16 protein-coding genes are annotated in these 18,365 nt (G+C 70.8%); 7 read left to right on the top strand and 9 right to left on the bottom strand.

The window, feature by feature from the left end; all coding sequences use genetic code 11:
• Positions 1-69: 69 nt before the first annotated feature.
• The 7 genes from Q4V64_RS04200 to Q4V64_RS04170 all read right to left on the bottom strand — a co-directional run bounded on the left by Q4V64_RS04200 (position 70) and on the right by Q4V64_RS04170 (position 7,716).
• On the bottom strand, positions 70-1,593 hold the full coding sequence (locus tag Q4V64_RS04200; RefSeq protein WP_124445061.1) for an alpha-N-arabinofuranosidase: 1,524 nt from the start codon (positions 1,591-1,593) through the stop codon (positions 70-72).
• A gap of 81 nt (positions 1,594-1,674) precedes the next feature.
• Complete coding sequence (locus tag Q4V64_RS04195) at positions 1,675-2,748, bottom strand: lactonase family protein (protein WP_124445060.1); 1,074 nt, start codon at positions 2,746-2,748, stop codon at positions 1,675-1,677.
• Between the two features lie 64 nt (positions 2,749-2,812).
• Positions 2,813-3,772 (bottom strand): sugar kinase, encoded by a 960-nt coding sequence (locus Q4V64_RS04190; RefSeq protein WP_124445059.1) that lies wholly within the window; start codon positions 3,770-3,772, stop codon positions 2,813-2,815.
• Positions 3,769-4,440: a bifunctional 4-hydroxy-2-oxoglutarate aldolase/2-dehydro-3-deoxy-phosphogluconate aldolase gene (locus Q4V64_RS04185; protein WP_124445058.1), complete on the bottom strand. Its 672-nt coding sequence runs from the start codon at positions 4,438-4,440 to the stop codon at positions 3,769-3,771. Before Q4V64_RS04185 ends, Q4V64_RS04190 begins: the two co-directional genes overlap by 4 nt.
• 86 nt (positions 4,441-4,526) lie before the next feature.
• Positions 4,527-5,348: a carbohydrate ABC transporter permease gene (locus tag Q4V64_RS04180; RefSeq protein ID WP_124445057.1), complete on the bottom strand. Its 822-nt coding sequence runs from the start codon at positions 5,346-5,348 to the stop codon at positions 4,527-4,529.
• Positions 5,348-6,373 carry a sugar ABC transporter permease gene (locus tag Q4V64_RS04175; RefSeq protein WP_124445056.1) on the bottom strand — a complete coding sequence of 342 codons (1,026 nt, stop codon included), beginning with the start codon at positions 6,371-6,373 and terminating at the stop codon, positions 5,348-5,350. Before Q4V64_RS04175 ends, Q4V64_RS04180 begins: the two co-directional genes overlap by 1 nt.
• A complete protein-coding gene (locus Q4V64_RS04170) occupies positions 6,370-7,716 on the bottom strand; it encodes an extracellular solute-binding protein (RefSeq protein WP_124445055.1) in 1,347 nt (448 codons plus the stop codon). Before Q4V64_RS04170 ends, Q4V64_RS04175 begins: the two co-directional genes overlap by 4 nt.
• Positions 7,717-8,190: 474 nt before the next feature.
• Here Q4V64_RS04170 and Q4V64_RS04165 point away from each other — a divergent pair, with 474 nt between their 5' ends.
• From Q4V64_RS04165 to dgoD, 3 genes are all read left to right on the top strand, one after another.
• A complete protein-coding gene (locus tag Q4V64_RS04165; protein ID WP_124445054.1) occupies positions 8,191-9,240 on the top strand; it encodes a LacI family DNA-binding transcriptional regulator in 1,050 nt (349 codons plus the stop codon).
• Entirely contained in the window at positions 9,237-10,004 is a 768-nt protein-coding gene (locus tag Q4V64_RS04160; protein ID WP_124445053.1) for an SDR family NAD(P)-dependent oxidoreductase, read from the top strand. The genes Q4V64_RS04165 and Q4V64_RS04160 overlap by 4 nt, the downstream gene beginning before the upstream one ends.
• Positions 10,005-10,240: 236 nt before the next feature.
• Positions 10,241-11,386 (top strand): galactonate dehydratase, encoded by a 1,146-nt coding sequence (gene dgoD / locus Q4V64_RS04155; protein WP_124445052.1) that lies wholly within the window; start codon positions 10,241-10,243, stop codon positions 11,384-11,386.
• Positions 11,387-11,690: 304 nt separating this feature from the next.
• On the opposite strand, the gene Q4V64_RS04150 is transcribed toward dgoD, so the two are convergent.
• A complete protein-coding gene (locus tag Q4V64_RS04150) occupies positions 11,691-12,923 on the bottom strand; it encodes an MFS transporter (RefSeq protein ID WP_124445051.1) in 1,233 nt (410 codons plus the stop codon).
• A gap of 147 nt (positions 12,924-13,070) precedes the next feature.
• Positions 13,071-14,030, bottom strand: coding sequence for a LysR family transcriptional regulator (locus Q4V64_RS04145; RefSeq protein WP_124445050.1), 960 nt, complete (start codon positions 14,028-14,030; stop codon positions 13,071-13,073).
• Between the two features lie 130 nt (positions 14,031-14,160).
• Between Q4V64_RS04145 and Q4V64_RS04140 the strand changes: the two genes are divergently transcribed.
• The 4 genes from Q4V64_RS04140 to Q4V64_RS04125 all read left to right on the top strand — a co-directional run bounded on the left by Q4V64_RS04140 (position 14,161) and on the right by Q4V64_RS04125 (position 18,351).
• Complete coding sequence (locus Q4V64_RS04140) at positions 14,161-15,156, top strand: fumarylacetoacetate hydrolase family protein (protein ID WP_124445049.1); 996 nt, start codon at positions 14,161-14,163, stop codon at positions 15,154-15,156.
• Positions 15,153-16,109 (top strand): cyclase family protein, encoded by a 957-nt coding sequence (locus tag Q4V64_RS04135; protein WP_124445048.1) that lies wholly within the window; start codon positions 15,153-15,155, stop codon positions 16,107-16,109. The genes Q4V64_RS04140 and Q4V64_RS04135 overlap by 4 nt, the downstream gene beginning before the upstream one ends.
• 65 nt (positions 16,110-16,174) lie before the next feature.
• Positions 16,175-17,305, top strand: coding sequence for an FAD-dependent oxidoreductase (locus tag Q4V64_RS04130; RefSeq protein WP_124445047.1), 1,131 nt, complete (start codon positions 16,175-16,177; stop codon positions 17,303-17,305).
• Positions 17,302-18,351 (top strand): amidohydrolase family protein, encoded by a 1,050-nt coding sequence (locus Q4V64_RS04125; protein ID WP_124445046.1) that lies wholly within the window; start codon positions 17,302-17,304, stop codon positions 18,349-18,351. Before Q4V64_RS04130 ends, Q4V64_RS04125 begins: the two co-directional genes overlap by 4 nt.
• Positions 18,352-18,365 lie beyond the last annotated feature (14 nt).

Genomic DNA, 18,365 nt, shown 5'->3' with positions numbered 1-18,365 from the left:
TGAGCCGGTGTCCACGACGTGGACGACGGCGGTGGCAGCGGCCCATGGGCAGTCGGTACGGCGGAGTGGTCAGTCCTGCCGACCTGTCAGCCGGATCATGTTCCAGGAAAGCGGTTCGAGTTCGGCGTGGAGGACGCCGTCGGTGACGACGGTGCCGGTGGCGGGGCGCGGGGTGACCCGGTCGGGCCGGTCCGCGGTGTTGGTGGCCTCCGGGTCGCTGTCGGCCAGGACCAGGTGCTCCGTCAGGGCGGCGGTGCCCACGCCGCGCAGGTCGATCGTCAACGGCAGAGCGTCCGTCTGGCCGCGGTTGACCGCGAAGACGGTGATGTCGCCGGTCTCGTCGTCCATGACGGCGGTGGCGTGCAACAGCGGTACGTCACCGAAGCGGGCGGTGGGGTACGTGGGGCTGTCCACATCGACGCGCAGCACCCGGCCGCGCCCGTACGCCGACGCCTGGGCGAAGGGGAAGAAGGTGGTCTGCCGCCAGGCGGGCCCGCCCGGTTCGGTCATGATCGGCGCGATGACGTTGACGAGCTGGGCCAGGGAGGCGGCGGTCACCCGGTCGGCGTGGCGCAGCAGGGCGATGAGCAGCGAGCCGAAGACCACGGCGTCGGTGACGGTGTAGACGTCCTCCAGCAGGCGCGGTGCCTGCTGCCAGTCCTCGACCTGGTGAGGGTTGGGCCGCTTCTGGTACCAGACGTTCCATTCGTCGAAGGAGAGGTTGATCCGCTTCTTCTCCTTGAGCCGCGCCCGGACGTGGTCGCAGGTGGCGACGACCGACTCGATGAAGTGCTCCATGTCGACGGCGGAGGCCAGGAAGGAGTCGCGGTCGCCGTCGGTCTCCTCGTAGTAGGCGTGCAGCGAGATGTGGTCGACCAGGTCGTACGCGGCTTCCAGGACGGTCGCCTCCCAGGAGCCGAAGGTCGGCATGGAGGACGCCGAACTGCCGCAGGCGACCAGTTCAAGGCCGGGGTCGATCATTCTCATGGCGCGGGCGGTCTCGGCGGCGAGCCGCCCGTACTCCTCCGCCGTCTTGTGTCCGGTCTGCCAGGGCCCGTCCATCTCGTTGCCCAGGCACCACATCTTGATGCCGTACGGCTCCTTGGCGCCGTGGGCGGCACGGCGGTCGGACAGCTCGGTGCCGCCCGGGTGGTTGCTGTACTCCAGCAGCCGCAGGGCGTCCTCCACCCCGCGGGTGCCGAGATTGACGGCCATCATGGGTTCCGTGCCGGTCTTGGCGCAGAAGTCCATGAACTCCCCGAGGCCGAACTCGTTGGTCTCCGTGGACTTCCAGGCCAGGTCCAGCCGGACCGGGCGCTCCTCGCGCGGTCCCACGGAGTCCTCCCAGCGGTAGCCGGAGACGAAGTTGCCGCCCGGGTAGCGCACGGTGGTGACGCCCAGTTCCCGGATCAGCTCAAGAACGTCCAGGCGCAGGCCGTCGGCGTCGGCCTGCGGGTGGCCCGGTTCGTAGATGCCGGTGTAGACGCAACGGCCCAGGTGCTCGACGAACGATCCGTACAGCCGGGGGTTGACGGCGCCGATGCCGAACGCCGAGTCGAGAGTGAAGCGTGCGGGGGTGGTGGGGCGGGACATGACTGCCTTTCGTTGGCTGTTTCAGGCTGTCCGGCGTTCGCGGACGAGGTGTTCAGACCGAAGCGGAGGTCTGGGGTTGTGTCAGAGGACGAGCGCGCAGACCACCGACGGAACGGACATCGCCGGGCCCGCCTGCCGCAGCGCCCCGTCGTCCAGGACCCGCAGCGCGACGAGCGTCCCGCTGTGCTGGTTGGCGACCAGCAGATGCTCGTCCGCGTAGGTCAGGCCGCGCGGCCAGGTACCGCCGGCGGACATCTCGTCGATCGGCTCCAGCGTTGTGCCGGTGACCCGGAACGCGGCCACCGTGTCCGCGCCCCGGTTGGTCACCCACACGAAACGGCCGCAGGGCGAGGCGACGATGCCGCCCGGCTGGTTGGTGACGTCCCGGACCGCCGTGGCGGGCACTGAGGTCAGGCCCGTCAAAGTGCCCGTACCGGCGTCGTAGCGGTGGCAGGTGACGGTCGAGGACAGTTCGTCCGCGCTGAACACCAGCTCACCCCCGGGAGCGAAGGCGAGGTGGCGAGGACCGGACCCCGCGCGCAGCCGGTTCACCGCGACCCGCTCCAGGGTGCCGGTCCGGGTGTCGAGCCGGTAGGTGAAGACCGCGTCCGCGCCCAGGTCGGTGGCCAGGACGTAACGGCCCGCCGGGTCGACGAGCACCTGGTGGGCGTGGCTGCCCTCCTGCCGTCCGGTGACAGGGCCCGTTCCTTCGTGGACGGCGATGTCGGTCAGTTCCACCGGGCGTCCGTCCGAATCGAGGCGGTGTACGGCCACGCTGCCGGGCGGCGTGTCACTGCCGTAGTTCGCGGTCAGCAGCCAGGCCCCGTCCGGGTGGACGGTGAGGTGGCACGGGTTGGCGCCGCCGCTGCTCAATGCTTCGCCCAGCGGGGACAGTTGGCCGTCGCCGCGCCGGACCAGTGCGCTGACGGTGCCCGGATCGGTCTCGTTCGTGCTGTAGACGACGTCGAGCGAGGGATGCGCCGCCAGGAAGGACGCCCCGTTGACGGGCACCGGCGGCACTGTGGTGTCGCGCGCCAGGTGGCCGGTGGCCGGGGTGAGGCTCAGTGCGGCGATCCCGGCGCCGTCCCCGCCGGACTCGGGTGTGTAGGAGCCGGTGAGGACAGCGACCCCGTCGGAGGAGGAACGCGTGGGCATGGGTGTCTTCCCTGGAAGTTCTGTGAGCAGATGGGTACGTGAGCGGATGCGGTGCCGGGAAGGCTCAGCGCACGATGTCGTCGTAGTGGTCCAGCAGCCCCAGTTCGGAGCGTCGGGGCAGGCCTTCCCAGTCTCCGGTGGTGCTCACCGCGAAGGCGCCGAGCAGGGCCGCCGTCCGCAGTCGCCGCTCCGGGGGTTCACCCGCGAGCAGTTCGGCGAGGTACCCGGCGGCGAACGCGTCACCCGCTCCCACCGAGTCGAGCACGGCTATGGGCGTGGCGGGCTGCCGGTACGACCGTCCGTCGAGGAGGGCGTACGCGCCCTCGGCGCCGAGCTTGATCACGGCCCCGGCGGGTCCGAGGTCGCAGATGCTCTTGGCGAGCTCCTCCGGTCCGTCGGCGTCGGGAGCCATGAGCCTGCCTTCGTGCGGTCCCGCGAAGACCAGGTCGCTCCTGCGCAGCAGCGGCAGCAGCGTGCGCGCGGCCTCCTGCTCGTTCCACAGCAGCGACCGGAAGTTGACGTCCAGTGAGACCGGTACGCCGGCGTCGATGGCGATGTCCACCGCCCGGGTGACGGCACGGGCCGGACCTTCGCCCAGTGCCGGGGTGATCCCGGTGATGTGCAGGACCGCCGCGCCGGCGACGAGATCCTTGGGGATGTCGTCGGCGGTCAGCCGGGCACCCGCCGTGTGGGTGCGGTAGTAACGCGTACGGCTGTGCGTGGCCGTACGGCGTTCGCGCAGCAGCAGCGAGGTGGGGGCCCGGTCGCGGGCGGCGACCGCGGTGACGCCTTCGGCGCGCAGCTCGCGCAGGATGAGGTCGCCGAGTGCGTCGTCGCTGACGCGGCCGATCCAGGTGGCGGACCCGCCGAGCCGGCTGACGCCCACGGCGACGTTCGACTCGGCTCCGGCGAGCCCGAGACGCAGGTCGGAGCCCACGGCCAGCGGGCCGGTGTCCGACGCGGCCAGGACCGCGAGAACCTCGCCGACGGTCACCAAGTAGCGTTGTTGGGAAGGTTCGTTCACGGGCCCACCTCCTGATGACTGGACGTGGCCCTGATCGTGGCGAGCAGCGTGCGGGTCCTCGCCGTGAGGGCGTCCAGAGTCTCTGTCGCCGGGTTGCGGTCCGCTCCGCGCAGCAGCGGGGAGCCGATGCCGACGGCGAGGGCGCCCGCGTCGAGGTAGTCGCGCACCTGGTCGACGTCGACTCCGCCGACGGCGATGAGCGGGATGTCCGGCAGCGGTGCCCGCAGCTGCCGCAGGTGGGCGGGGCCGCCGGTGCTCGCCGGGAAGAGCTTGACGGCGGTGGCGCCCGCTCGCCAGGCGGCGGACACCTCAGTCGGTGTCCAGGCGCCCGGGTAGAACGGGATGCCCCGGTCGGCGGCGTCGCGGATCACGTCGGTGTCGACGGCCGGTGCCACCAGGAACTCAGCCCCGGCCGCGAGCGCTTCCCGGGCCTGCTCAGTGGTGATCACCGTGCCGGCGCCGACCGCCACCCCGGGCCCGAGCTCGTCCCGGATGGCGGCCAGCGCGTCGAGGGCACCCGATGTGGTGAGGGTGACCTCCAGGCAGGTGATGCCGCCGACCGCGAGGGCCCGGGCCACGGCCGGCAGTCCCGTCGCGTCGGCCGACCGGAGGATGGCCATGACCCGGGTCCTGCCCAGTTGCGGGGTGAGGGAGGGACGCTCGGTCATGACCTCACCGCCGTGGACGATGTGCCCAAGCGCTGGGGGGTGGTCATACGAAGTTCCTTTGCAGCGTGGCGCGTTGGTGAACATCGTTACTTGAGTCCGGAGGTGGAGATCCCGGCGACGAAGCCGCGCTGCAGGATCAGGAAGAGCACCAGCACGGGCACGACGTACACCAGGGCGCCTGCCGCGACGAGGTTGTTGAGCTGGCCACCGTGCGCGTTCATGTAACCGTAGGTGAGCTGGACGGCGAGGGTCGTGCGGTTGGTGTCCAGCAGCAGCGCGGGTGCGATGAAGTCACCCCACGTCCAGGAAAAGGAAAGGATCACGCTGGTGGCGATGACCGGCCACGACTGGGGCAGGAAGATGCGCCAGAAGATGCGGATCTGCCCACAGCCGTCGACGATCGCCGCCTCCTCCAGTTCCTTGGGCATGTTGGAGAAGAACTGCCGGAACAGGAAGATCAGATACGGCGCCCCGCACATACCCCACAGCACCCACGGCATGTACGTGTTGATGAGGTTGACCTTGGCGAACAACAGGTAGGTCGGGATAAGGGTGATGACCTGCGGCAGCATCATCGTCGACAGCAGCACACCGAAGATCACTCGTTTTCCCGGTGCTTCGAGCCGGGCGAAACCGTACCCGGCCCAGGCCGAGGCGAGTGTCGCCAGCACCGAGTAGATGACGGCGATCGTCAGGGAGTTGCGGGCGAAGCCGAAGTAGTCCCAACTGGTCAGCGCCTTGCCGAAGTTCCCGGGGCTCGGGTTGTGCGGCCACCAGTGGATGGGGACGGCACTCAGCTCCGTGGAGTCCTTGAACGCGGTGATCGCGAGCCAGGCGAGGGGGCTGAGCATGAGGACGAGGACGCTCACCAGGAGCATGTAGACGACGCTGCGCCGGGAGAGCACCATCACGCGCCTCCGATCGTGCGGGTCTTGGTCTTCGCGCGCTCCGGCTCCACGGAGTAGAAGACCGTACCCTTGCTGAGTTTGAAGATGAGGAAGGTGACGGCGACGATAATCAGGAAGAGCACCCACAGCAGGGCGGAGGCGTAGCCGTAACGGCCGCCGACGAAGTACTCGTCGAGAACGTGGATCATGAAGAGGTTGTTGCTCTCCGGGACGGATCCGAGGCCCCTCGGGGTGGGGTCGAGCGAGATGAGCAGCGGTGCGAGGGTCTGCAACGCGGCGATGATCCCGGTGACGACCTGGAAGAAGATGACGGGGGAGAGCAGCGGCAGGGTGATCCGGGTGAAGGACTGCCAGGGACTGGCGCCGTCGACCCGGGCCGCCTCGTGCAGTTCCCTGGGGATGTCCTGCAGTCCCGCCAGCGAGATGATCATGACGTTGCCCACGCCCCACATGGTCAGGAAGAGCAGCACCCAGCGGGCGTAGGGATCCGTCAGCCACGTGAGTCCGTTGACTTGGAAGAGGTCCAGAAGGCCGTTGGCCGCCCCCGAGTCACGGTCGAAGATCATCCTGAAGGTGAGGGCGGCACCGACCGGCGGCACCACGGCGGGCAGGTACAGCAACGTGCGGAACAGGCCGCGGGCCCGGATCGGCTGGTTCACCAGCACGGCGAGGAACAGTCCCGCCACGATCGTCAGCGGTACGGTCAGCGCCGTGAACAAGCCGGTGCGGGCCAGGGAGTGCAGCGTCTCCGCGTCGGTGAAGACCTCCTTGTAGTTGTCCAGGCCCACGAAACGGGCGTTGTCCGACAGCCCGTCGGAGTTGGTGAAGCTCAGCCACAGGGCGTACCCGAGCGGAAAGGCCGTCAGGGCCAGGAACCCCAGCATCCAGGGACCGGCGAAGACATAGAAGGCCCCGGCCCTGCGCGTCCTCAGCGAGGGCCGCCGGCGCGGCGGCCGAGTGGCCGCCGCCCCAGCCGGGCTCTGCACAGCAGGCCCGGCCGCGGAGGTGAGTTGTTCGGTGCTCACCCGAGGACGTCCTTGCCCTTGGCGATCAGGTCGTTCATCTGCTTGTTCAGCTCGTCCGCGACCTTGCCCGCGGAGGTACCGGACTTGACCGCCCCCGGCAGGACCTTGCTGATCACTCCGTCCAGGGCTTCCCTCTGGGCGTACGGGGTGAACGACAGGACCGAGAAGTTGGCGAGCTCCTGCTCCTGCACCTTGAAGGCCTGCTTCTGGTACGGCTTTTCCTGCGGCATCTTCGAGCGCAGCGACTTCAGGGTGGGGATGCCCCAGCCGCCGGCGGCCCGGGTCTGGGCGGGCTCCTTGCCGAAGAACCACTCGAAGAACTTCCAGGCCGCGTCCTTGTTCTTGGAGTCCCTGGGAACCCAGAAGCCGGTGGCGCCGAAGCAGGGGCTGACGCGGTTGCTGCCCATCTGGGGCGCGGGTGCGAGGCGCGAGACCTCGGCGACCTTGGGATCGCCGGCGATGGCCCCGCCGAACCAGTAGCCGTCGGAGGCCATCGCCATCCGTCCCGCCTGGAAGGTCGGCCAGTCCCAGCCGTCCGGGTTCGGGTTGACGACGCTCGGGCCGATGTCGGCCTTCGTGTACTCCAGCATCCACTTCAGCGCCCTGAGCGCCTCGGGGGAGGAGAAGTCCACCGAAGCCATGTCCTCGGCGAACAGGCTGCCGCCGGCCGACGCGGTCATGCCCATCAGCGGGGCGAAGGAGCCGAGTCCCGTGACGTTCAGGCCGTACACCTTCACCTTGCCCAGCCGACGCTTGGTCAGGCGCTTGCCGAGGTCCAGCCACTCCTCGTACGAGAGCGGCTCGGTCTCGCTGGGCAGGTCCAGCTTCGCGGCCTCGAACAGGTCGGTGCGGTACCAGAACATCTGGTCCTGCGAGTAGTCCTTGGCCATGCCGTAGCGGGGGCCCGCGCCCTGCTTGCTGCCGTCGAAACGCCACAGGTCGTTGACCGGGTCGAGGTCGGCGGGCTTGAGCACCGCGCTCTTGGCGAAGTACGGGTCCAGGTCGGCCATCAGCTTGCGCGCCGCGAAATACGGGGTCTCCACGGCACCGAGCCCGCGCACCACGTCCGGCGGGGTCTTGCTCGCCAGCATGGCGTTGAGCTTGGTGGGGTCGCTCTTGAGGACCCTGATCTTCACGCCCAGTGCCTCCTGGGCGGCCTTGATGTCGAAGTCGTCCTTCTCGCACATGACCGTGAGCGTCGTGCTGCCGCTCTTCGAACCGCCGCCCGAGCCGTCGTCGACGGAAGCGGCACAGCCGGGCAGCGCGGTCGCGGCGAGCGCGGCGCCGGCGGAGTAGGTGAGGAAACGACGTCTGTCGAGGGACCCTGTGGTCGGGACGGACATAACTGGACACCCTTTCGTGCGGGACGTATGGCGAATGCGGAGTCGCCGCGGGGGAGGCGCGGCAAAGGGGCATGGGCGGGGACGGGGATCGGATGGTGAGCGCCGGGCTCTCAGCCCTGGCGCGAGGGGTCCCGGAACCCGGCGCGCACACGGCTGTCGTGCACATGTGTCGGCACCGCATCGTCCGACCGCGACTGCGACGGTGGTCGCGTCCGCGGCGCAGCACGGGGGCGCCTCGTAGCGCACCCGTCCATGGCCGGTATCCGACGTTGATACTGCTGCGTTCACATGAACCGGTTTCTACGGCTCTGCCCAGACGTATCGTCCATTTCCGTCTGGGGAAACCGGTTGACTCGAACTTCGGCGAACGTTAGGTTCCAGCGCCAGAAGGTGTCAAGAGGTCGACAAGAGTTCAGAAAGCGCCACCGCCGCACACGCCGAGCGGGCCTTGGCGCACAAGGGAGAGGGGCCCACGTGCCGGAACAGCCAGTCCGGGCGAGGCTGGTGGACGTGGCGGACAGGGCCGGAGTCTCCAAGGCCACCGTGTCCAAGGTGCTCAACGGCCGGCAGGACCTGAACGTGCGGCCGGAGACGCGCCGACGCGTCCACGAGGCCGCCGAAGCGCTGGGCTACCGCCCCCACTCCGGGGCCCGGGCGCTGGCGGGAGCGAGCACCCACGCCCTGGCGCTGCTGGTCCCCGCCCTGGACAACCCCACGTACGTCACCATCGCCCGCGGCGCCTACCAGCGCGCCCGTGAACTGGGCTATCTCTCCCTGCTGGCCGAGGACTTCGACGGGCAGGAGGCCGACGAGTCCTTCAACGACCTGGTGCAGGAAGGCAGGGTCGACGGGCTGCTCATCGCCTCCGCCCGCCCCGGTCACCCTCTGCTGGAAGCGCTCCGCGGCAACCCGGTCCCGCATGTCTTCCTCAACCGGTCGGTCGAGGGCTCCGGCCGGAACGTCACCATGGACGTGGCCCGCTCCAGCGTCACCGCGCTCGACCACCTGCACGGCCTCGGCCACCGCGCGGTCGGCCACATCGCGGGCCCGCCCGGCATCACCCCCAGCGACACCCGCAAGGAGGCCTTCCTGCGGCACGCCGGGGAACTGGGGCTGGCGGCCGCCCCGGTCGCGTCCGGGGACTTCACCGAGGACGGCGGCCGGCAGGCGGCGCTGGAACTGCTGCGGCCCGTGGACGGCGACGGCCGTCCGCCGGTCACCGCGCTCTACACCAGCTCGCTCGCGCAGGCGATGGGTACGATGGCCGCGATCCGTAGCCTCGGGCTGCGCGTCCCCGAGGACGTCTCGGTGATCGGCAATGACGACCTGCCCGTCGCCGCCCACCTTCACCCCCCGCTGACGACCGTCGCCATGCCCCTGTACCAGCTGGGGACGGCCGCCGTGGACGCCCTCGTGGCCGCCGTCCAGGGCACACCACCAGGAGATGTCGTCGTACCGACCGAGCCGCGGCTGGTGCTGCGCGACTCAACGGCCAGACCGGTAGGACCAGGAGGAACGCCATGACCGTCGCCGCCGCACCGGCGCGCTTCACCGGCCGTACGGCCCTGCTCACCGCGGCCGCCTCCGGCATCGGGGCGGCCACCGCCCGCCGGCTGGCGGCGGAGGGAGCGTCGGTCCTCGTCACCGACGTGGACGCCAAGGGCGCCCATCGCGTCGCCGAGGAGATCCGCGCCGCAGGAGGGCGGGCGCAGGACCAGCACCTCGACGTCACCTCACCGAGTGAGTGGGACGCGGCCGTAGCCGAAGTCGAGTCGTGGACCGGGCGCCTCGACGTACTCCATCTCAACGCCGGCGAGAACCTGCCCGGGGCGGCACACGAACTGGACGACGCCGCCTGGCACGACCAGCTGCGGCTCTGCCTGGACTCCGTCTTCTACGGTGTCCGGGCCACGGTGCCCCTGCTCAGGACGGCCAAGGGCGCGGTGGTGATCACCTCGTCCGTGCACGCGGTCATCGGCTTCAAAGGCTTCCCCGCATACGCGGCCGCCAAGGGCGGGATCGACGCCCTCGTACGCCAGCTGGCCGTCGAGTACGGCGGGCAGATCAGGTTCAACTCCGTTCTGCCCGGAGCCGTGGTCACGGCCCTGTGGGCCGAGGTCCCCTCGGAATACAAGGCGCAGACCATCGCACGCACCCCCGTCGGCCGGCTCGGAGTCGCCGAGGACATCGCCGCCGCGGTGGCCTTCTTCGCCTCCGAGGACGCCTCCTTCATCACCGGCCAGAACCTGCTCGTGGACGGTGGCCGCAGCATCAGCTCCCAGGAGTAGGCCACCCTCGCCAGTTCTGGGCGGGACTCCTGCCCGCTCCAGGCACGTCCATGCCTCCGCATCCCGGTGGAGCCGCGCCCGCGCGTCCCACACAGCAGCCCCTTCCTCACAACTCGCCCCTCCCTCCCGGAGCGGGCCGTCACTCGCACCCGCCCCCCACCACACCGACTCACCCGCCCGCTGCCTCGCTCAGCCCCGCCCGGCCGTACACAGCACAGGACCCGGAGGTCCACCCCATGAAGATCACTGGATACGAGCTCTTCCTCGTCGAACCGCGCTGGCTCTTCCTGCGCGTCGACACCGACGAGGGCATCTCCGGCTGGGGCGAGCCCATAGTCGAGGGCAAGGCCCAGACCGTCGCCCGCTGTGTCGAGGAGATGTTCGACTACCTGGTCGGCCAGGACCCGGCGCGGATCGAGGAGCACTGGCAGGTGCTCGCCAAGAGCGGCTTCTACCGCGGCGGCGTCGTCCTGAACAGCGCTCTGGCCGGCATCGACCAGGCGCTGTGGGACATCGCGGGCAAGACCCACGGCGTCCCGGTCCACCAGCTCCTCGGTGGCCACGTGCGCGACCGGGTGCGCGTCTACGGCTGGGTCGGCGGCGAAACCCCCGAGGAACTGGCCGAGTCGGCGGCCGCGCAGGTCGCCAAGGGCATGACGGCGGTCAAGCTGAACCCCTGCGGCCAGCTGGAGCCGCTCGCCACGCCCGCCGCGATCAACGCCATCGTGGACGGGGTGACCGCGGTCCGCGAGGCCATCGGGCCGGACCGCGACCTGGCGCTGGACTTCCACGGCCGGTTCAGCGGGGCGATGTCCCGCCGCGTCCTGCCCTTCCTGGAGCCGCTCCTGCCGCTCTTCGTCGAAGAGCCCGTGCTGCCGGAGTTCTCCCAGGACCTCGGCGCCGTGGTGCGCTCCACCTCCATCCCCATCGCCACCGGCGAACGGCTCTACTCCCGCTGGGACTTCCGCTCGGTGCTCTCCGACGGCATCGCCGTGGCCCAGCCCGACATCAGCCACGCCGGCGGAATCTCCGAGTCCCGCCGGATCGCCGCGATGGCCGAGACGTACGACGTCCTGGTGGCCCCGCACTGCCCGCTCGGCCCGATCGCCCTCGCGGCCAGTCTGCAACTCGACTTCGCGATCCCCAACTTCCTCATCCAGGAACAGGCGCTCGGCATCGGCTACGGCGACAGCAGCGGACTGCTGGACTACCTCGCCGACACCACGCCCTTCACGTTCCGCGACGGCTACATCGACCGCCCGACCGCGCCCGGTCTCGGCATCACCATCGACGAGGACGCGGTCCGGGCCGCCGCCGAACGCGGCCATCGCTGGCGCAACCCGGTCTGGCGCAACACGGACGGCTCACTGGCCTCCTGGTAGTGGGGGACAGGCCCGCCCGGGCGGTCAGGTGAAGCCGAGTCCGGCCTCGGGGCATCCGCGGTGGTGGTCGAGGCCGGGAACGGCTGACGCCCTCGTGGGCTGTGCCTCGACCGGTCGTCTGCTCAAGGCGCCGGGCGCGCCCGCCACCGGTCCGGCGAGCCCGTCGACCTCGGGGCACTCGGCCTCATCGTGGACTTCCCCGGGCGGCTGACCGCGGAGCAGCGCCACCAGCAGGTCGGCTGGACGTGGTCAGGTCAGTGTCACTGCGCCCCCGCGTGTGCGGCATGATCCGCCGGACAGGCCCTTAAACCGCGCTCCTGAGCCGGGGCGCCGGCCGGCGACGGACGAGCAGCAGCCCGCCTGCCGTCAGGGCCGAGGCGAGACCGAGGAGGCCGACGGCGTGGGCCATGCTGCCGGTGGCCGATTCCAGGCCGATCAGGACGAGCGGGCAGATGAACTCGCCCGCGAAGAAGGCGGCCGTCCACAGTCCGGTACCGCGGCCCCGCTCGGCGAAGTCCAGCCTGGACATCGCGATGGTCAGCAGCGAGGGCAACAGCACACCGGTGCCGAGGCAGTTGAGCACCGCGCCGACGATCACGACCACCGGGCTGTTCGCCAGGGCGATCACCACGAAACCGGCCGCGCACAGGGCGAAAACGACGGGCAGTCTGCCGGCCGTGCTGCCGGACAGTCTGGTGAAGGCGATGGAACCGACCACGGTGGCGGCGCTGGCGATCGCGGTGGCCAGGCCGATGACGCCGGTGGACTTCACGCCCAGGTCGTCGAGCAGGTAGGACATCTCGACGGGCACGGTGTAGAAGACCATCGCGCCGAACACGGTGAGTGCGCAGATGCCCGCCAGCCGGCGCACGGGGAACGACGTCTTCTCGCCCGCGGGTTCTTCGGGTGCCGCGCCGCCCGTCGGCCGGGGCTTGGACAGGGTGAGCGCCATGGCGGGGGCCAGCAGCAGGCCCACGGCGTAGATCCAGAAGGGCGCGCGCCAGCCGGCCGAGCCGACGGCGCCGCCGACCACGAAGAACGCGGTGGCGGAGACGGAGGCACACATGGTCTGCAGGGCCAGATAGCGTTCGCGCGTCCGACCGCTGTAGTAGTCGCCGATCAACGTGGTGCAGCAGGTCATGATGGCCGCCTCGGCGATGCCGACCACCACCCGGCTGATCACGATGGCGCCCAGCGAGTCCAGCCACAGCGGGGCGGTACCGAGCAGCGCGTACAGCACCGTCCCCCAGACCAGCAGCCGTACCCGGCCGAGGCGGTCCACGACGACGCCCGCGAAGGGGGCCAGCAGCGCGAGCGCGAGCGCGGGGATGGTCAGGACGACCGGGACGAGGGTCTTCGCGCCGGGCACGGCCGCGAAGTGTTCCTGCATCTTCGGCAGGACCGGCGCGATCAGGACGGCGCCCAGCACCGGCAGACAACTGCCCGCCATCAGGAGCACGGCGCGCAGCCGCCCCGCGCTCTCGGTACTCGGGCGGAGACCTTCGGCGGGCGCGGGCGGGGATGCGGGTCTGGACATGCCGAACTCCATGTGTGGTGGCAGGGGTGCGGCGCCGAACCGCTGCGGTTTGGCCACGCAGCGGGGCGCCGGCGCACCCGAGGGAGCGCGCCCGGGACGGCGGGCGTCGGGGACTGCCCCGACTATGAGCCAGGCCGCTCCGCGCGCCTACCCCTCACGTGATCGCACTGCCGGATCCTCGCCATCCGTGCCGCGGATGGGGCGTGCCTGCACGGCCGACGCCACGCGGGCCGCCGTGTCCCGCAGCCAGATGTGCCCGGCGTCGTGGGTGTGGACGGGGTGCCACCACAGCGCCTCCCGCAGGGGGACCGTCTCGTAGGGCGGCGTCATCATCCGTACCGGTGCGGTGCCCCGCAGGCGTTCGGCGAGGAGTGCCGGGACGAGGGCGATCCGGTGGGTGCCGGCGACCAGGAAGGGCAGCACCGTGAAGCTGTCGACGGAGACGCTCACCCGCGGTTCGATGCCGAGCATGCCGAGCTGGTGGACGGCCGGGGAGTCGTAGGCGCGCAGGTACGTCACCCACGGCAGCCGAGCCAGGTCGTCACGGGAGAGACGGTCGCCCACCTCGGGGTTGTCCTCGGCGACGAGGAAGACCCAGCCGTCCTCGTACAGCTCCGTGGCGGGGAAGTCGCTGATGATGCCGTGCGGCATGACCACGCCGTCCAGCGTGCTCAGCACGGCACCGGCCATCTCGGTGATGCCGGCCGGGATCTGGACGAAGCGCACGCGGATGCCGGGCGCCTCACGGTCGAGGATCCGGGTGAACTCGGCCCCGAAGACGGCCACCGAGTAGTCGCTGACGCCGAGGGTGAATTCGCGGGACTCCGTCGCCGGATCGAAGTCGGCCTGGCTGGTGAAGAGGCGTTCCAGCTGGTCGCAGACGGTGGAGGTCCGGTCGAGCAGGACTTTCCCGAGGGCGGTCAGTTCGTAGTGGCCGCCGACGCGGTCGAGCAGGTCGTCGTCGAAGTGCCGGCGCAGCCGGGCGAGCGCGCCGCTCATCGCGGGCTGGCTCAGACCGACGCGCCGGCCGGCCCTGGTGACGTTGCGCTCCTCCAGCAGGGCGCGCAGGGCGACGACCAGATTGAGATCAAGGCTTGCCAGGTTCACGGCGGGCACTCCAGCGTGCGAAGGCGTCGACACGATAAGTCGGGCGGATGACCGGCATCCAAATAATCGATTTCCCCTATCCCAAGGGCTGCGGCCAGATTAGTCCCATCGCAATCAGGAGGACACGTTCGTGAAACCCGCAGCCACGTCCGTCCCTTTCGCCGGACCCTTTGCCCTCGGCACCTTGTCCGCCCCCGACGGGGTCCCGTTTCCCGCCCTCGTCACTCCGGACGGCCGCGCCCTCGACCTGCGCACCGCCCTCGGTGAGCGGGAGCTGACCACCCGCACCCTCATGGAGGGCTGGGACGAGGCCGCGCCCCGCCTGCACGCCCTCGCGAGGGACGACGAGGCCGCCTGGCAACCTCTCCGGGGCCTGCGGGTGCACGCTCCGGTGGAGCCCCGACAGGTCTTCCAGTCGGGTGCCAACTACCGACAGCACGTGATCGACCTGGAGGTCGCGCACCGCGCCCCCGACGACCCCCGCACGGTCGAGGAGGCACGCGAGGAGATCGCCGCGCTCATGGACCGGCGGGCGGCCGAGGACCTGCCGTACGTGTTCATCGGCCTGCCCAGCGCGATCACCGGGCCGTACGACGACGTCTCCCTTCCCGACTGGGCCGAAAAGCCGGACTGGGAACTGGAGTTGGCGGCCGTCATCGGCAAACCCGCCTACCGGGTGTCCACCGACGAGGCGCTGGAGTACGTCGCCGGCTACACCATCGCCAACGACCTCACCGACCGTGCCACCGTCTTCCGCCGGGACATGCCCGCCATCGGCACCGACTGGCTGCGCAGCAAGAACGCCCCCGGTTTCACCCCGCTCGGGCCCTGGATCGTGCCCGCCGAGTCGATCGCCGACCCCGGCGACCTGCGCATCACACTCGAACTCAACGGCGAGACCATGCAGGACGAGTCCACCAAGGACATGATCTTCGGCGTGGCCCAGGTGGTGTCGTACGTCTCCCGGACCGCGCGACTCCTGCCCGGTGACCTGGTGCTGACCGGCAGCCCGGCCGGCAACGGCATGCACTGGGGCCGGCTGCTGCGCGACGGCGATGTGATGGAGGGCTCGATCGCCGGACTGGGCGCCCAGCGCACCCGCTGTGTGGGGGAGACGGGTTCATGAACCGGTACGACCCCGAGGGCGCGATAGCCGAGGCCGCCAAGTCGTACACCAACTGGGGCCGTTGGGGCGAGGACGACGTCCTTGGCACCCTCAACTTCCTCGACGAGGGCAAGCGCCGCGAGGGCGCCGCGCTCGTCCGGCGCGGCGCAAGCTTCTCGCTGTCGCAGCGGTTCGACATGGACGGGCCGCAGAAGGGCTGGCGGCGGCGCACCAACCCGGTGCACACCATGCTCGACACCGGCACCGACGCCGCCCTCGGCAACCAGGGCTTCCCGCACGGCATCGGCGGCGCCGACGACGTGATCGCGATGCCGCTGCAGTGCTCCACCCAGTGGGACGGCCTCGGCCACATCTTCGACCACGGCAAGGCATGGAACGGCCGGGCCGCCGAGAAGGTCGTCACCTCCGACGGCGACCTCGTCACCGGCATCGAGCACATGGCCCCGCACGTCGCCGGGCGCGGTGTGCTGCTGGACGTCGGCCGCGTGATCGGCGACGGCGGGGAGCTGCCCGACGGGTTCGCCGTCACCGAGGAGCACCTCGCCGCGACCGCCGCCGCCCACCGGGTCCGGGTCGGCCGCGGGGACCTCGTCGTCGTACGCACCGGACAGCTCAGCCGGGTCCGCCGCGAGGGCTGGGGCGACTACGCGGGCGGCGCGGCGCCCGGCCTGTCGTTCACCACGGCGGGCTGGCTGCACCGCACGGAGATCGCCGCGATCGCCACCGACACCTGGGGCTTCGAGGTCCGGCCCAACGAGTTCGAGCACGCCTTCCAGCCGCTGCACCAGGTCGTCATCCCCAACATGGGCCTGCTGATCGGCGAGATGTGGGACCCCGACACGCTCGCCGCGGACTGCGCGGCCGACGGCGTGTACGAGTTCTGGCTCACCGCCGCTCCCCTCCCGATCACCGGAGCCGTCGGCTCCCCCGTCAACCCGATCGCCGTCAAGTAGCAACCCGATCCGCCGCCAAGTAGCACATCGCATCGCGCTACCAGAGGAACGAAGGAGTTCCCCGTATGAGAAGACCCCGCACCGTCCTGGTCGTCGGCGGCGGATCGGCCGGCAACGCCGTCACGATCCTGCTGCGCCGGTCCGGACTGACCGTGGACCTCATCGAGGCCAGGGAGGACTGGAACGCCACCGCGGGTTCCGGCATCACCGTGCAGGGCAACGCCCTGCGGGTGCTGCGTGAACTGGGCGTGTGGGAGCAGGTGCAGGCGTCCGGGTTCGGCTTCGGATCGCTCGGCATCACCGCCCCGGACGGCACCGTCCTGCACGTCGTCGACGACCTCCGCACCGGCGGCGACGACCTGCCCGCCACCGTCGGCATCCAGCGCCCGCAGTTGCAGCGGATCCTCATCGACGCCGTCCGGGCGAGCGGAGCCTCGGTGCGCCTCGGCACCCGCGCCGAGACCTTCGACCAGGACGCCGACGGCGTGCGGGTGCGTTTCACCGACGGCAGCGAGGGCCGCTACGACCTGGTGATCGCCGCGGACGGCATGGGATCGAGCACACGAGCCGCGATCGGCATCGCCGACCGTCCCGTGCCGACCGGTATGGCCATCTGGCGCATCGCCGCTCCTCGTCCCGAGGGCCTGGAGCGCACCGACCTCGCCTACGGCGGCCCCGCCTACATCGCCGGCTACTGCCCCACCAGCCGGAACACCATCTACGCCTACGCGGTCGAGGCCAACCGCGACCGCGGGTGCATACGCCCCGAGAGCTACGCCGACGAGATGCGCCGCCTCCTGCAGGGGTACGGCGGTTACTGGACAGAGATCGTCAAGCACATCGACGATCCGGCGAAGGTCAACTACACGTGGTACCACCGGATGCTGGTGGAAGGCTCCTGGCACCGCGGACGGGTCGTGCTGATCGGCGACGCGGCCCACTGCTGCCCGCCCAGCCTGGCCCAGGGCGCCGCGATGTCCCTGGAGGACGCGCTCGTCCTCGCCGAGCTGCTCACCGGCACCGACGACTGGGACGACCAGCTGTTCCAGACGTACTACGAGCGCCGCATCCCGCGGGTGCGCCCGGTGGTGGACGCCTCCGTGCAGATCGGGCAGTGGCAGCTCGACGGGGTGCGCGACGCCGATGTGCCCGGCCTGGTCAACCGCATATCGACCCTGCTCAGGGACCTGCCGTGACGTCTCGCCCGCCACTCGACCACCAGCCCTCGACGAGCGCTGACGCGCACCCCTGGCCAACGGTCGATGTGCACGCCCACGTCCTGCTGCCCGCGGTCGAGGCACTGGTGGACGGCTCGCCGGGCCTGGCCGAGGCGAGGGCGCTCGACGCCCGCCGCAACGGACGGGCCGCGCTGGCCGTCAACGGGCCCATGGTGCACGAGCGGATCCCCAGACTCACCGACGCCGGTGTGCGGCTGGCCGCGATGGACGCCCAGGGCGTCGACGTGCAGCTGGTCAGCCCGTCCCCGTCGCACTACCACCCCTGGACGGACGAGGCGACCGCCGAGAAGGTGTGCCGACTGGCCAACGAGGCCACGGCGGCGCACTGTTCGGCCGCACCGGACCGGCTCAAAGGGCTCGGCCTGGTCCCCTTGCACCACCCCGGCCTGGCCGTCGCTGCACTCGAACACGCCCTGGAGCAGGGGATGCTGGGTGCGGAGATCTCCAGCCACGTGCCGGGGCGCGAGCTGTCCGACGCGGCCTACGAGCCCTTCTGGCGGCGGGCCGAGGAAATCGGCGCGGTGCTCTTCCTGCACCCGTTCGGCTGCACCCTCGACGAGCGGCTCGACCGGTGGTACCTGTCCAACACCGTCGGCCAGCCCACCGAGAACGCCGTCGCGCTGTCCCACCTCATCTTCTCCGGGGTCCTGGACCGTTATCCGGGACTGAAGCTGATCGCGGCGCACGGCGGCGGCTACCTCCCCACTCACATCGGGCGCGCCGACCACGCCTGGTCCGTCCGCTCCGACGCGGGCGCGGACTGCGCCCACCTGCCCAGCAGCTACCTCAAGCGGCTCTACTTCGACTCCCTCGTCCACGACCCCCACGTCCTGCGCGCGCTCATCGCCGCCGCGGGCGTGGACCGGGTCCTGCTCGGCTCCGACTTCCCCTTCGACATGGGCACCGAGGACCCCGTCGGGGCACTGCGCGCCGCCCAGCTGCCCGAAGCCGACTTCCACGCCGTACGCGGCGGCAACGCGGCAGCGCTGCTGCGGCTCACCTGACCCCCACACAGGAG

It is taken from the genome of Streptomyces sp. NL15-2K (assembly GCF_030551255.1).
Classification (GTDB): domain Bacteria; phylum Actinomycetota; class Actinomycetes; order Streptomycetales; family Streptomycetaceae; genus Streptomyces.
The sequence above is the reverse complement of the archived record's forward strand: the minus strand, read 5'-3'. Positions and strand labels throughout refer to the sequence as shown.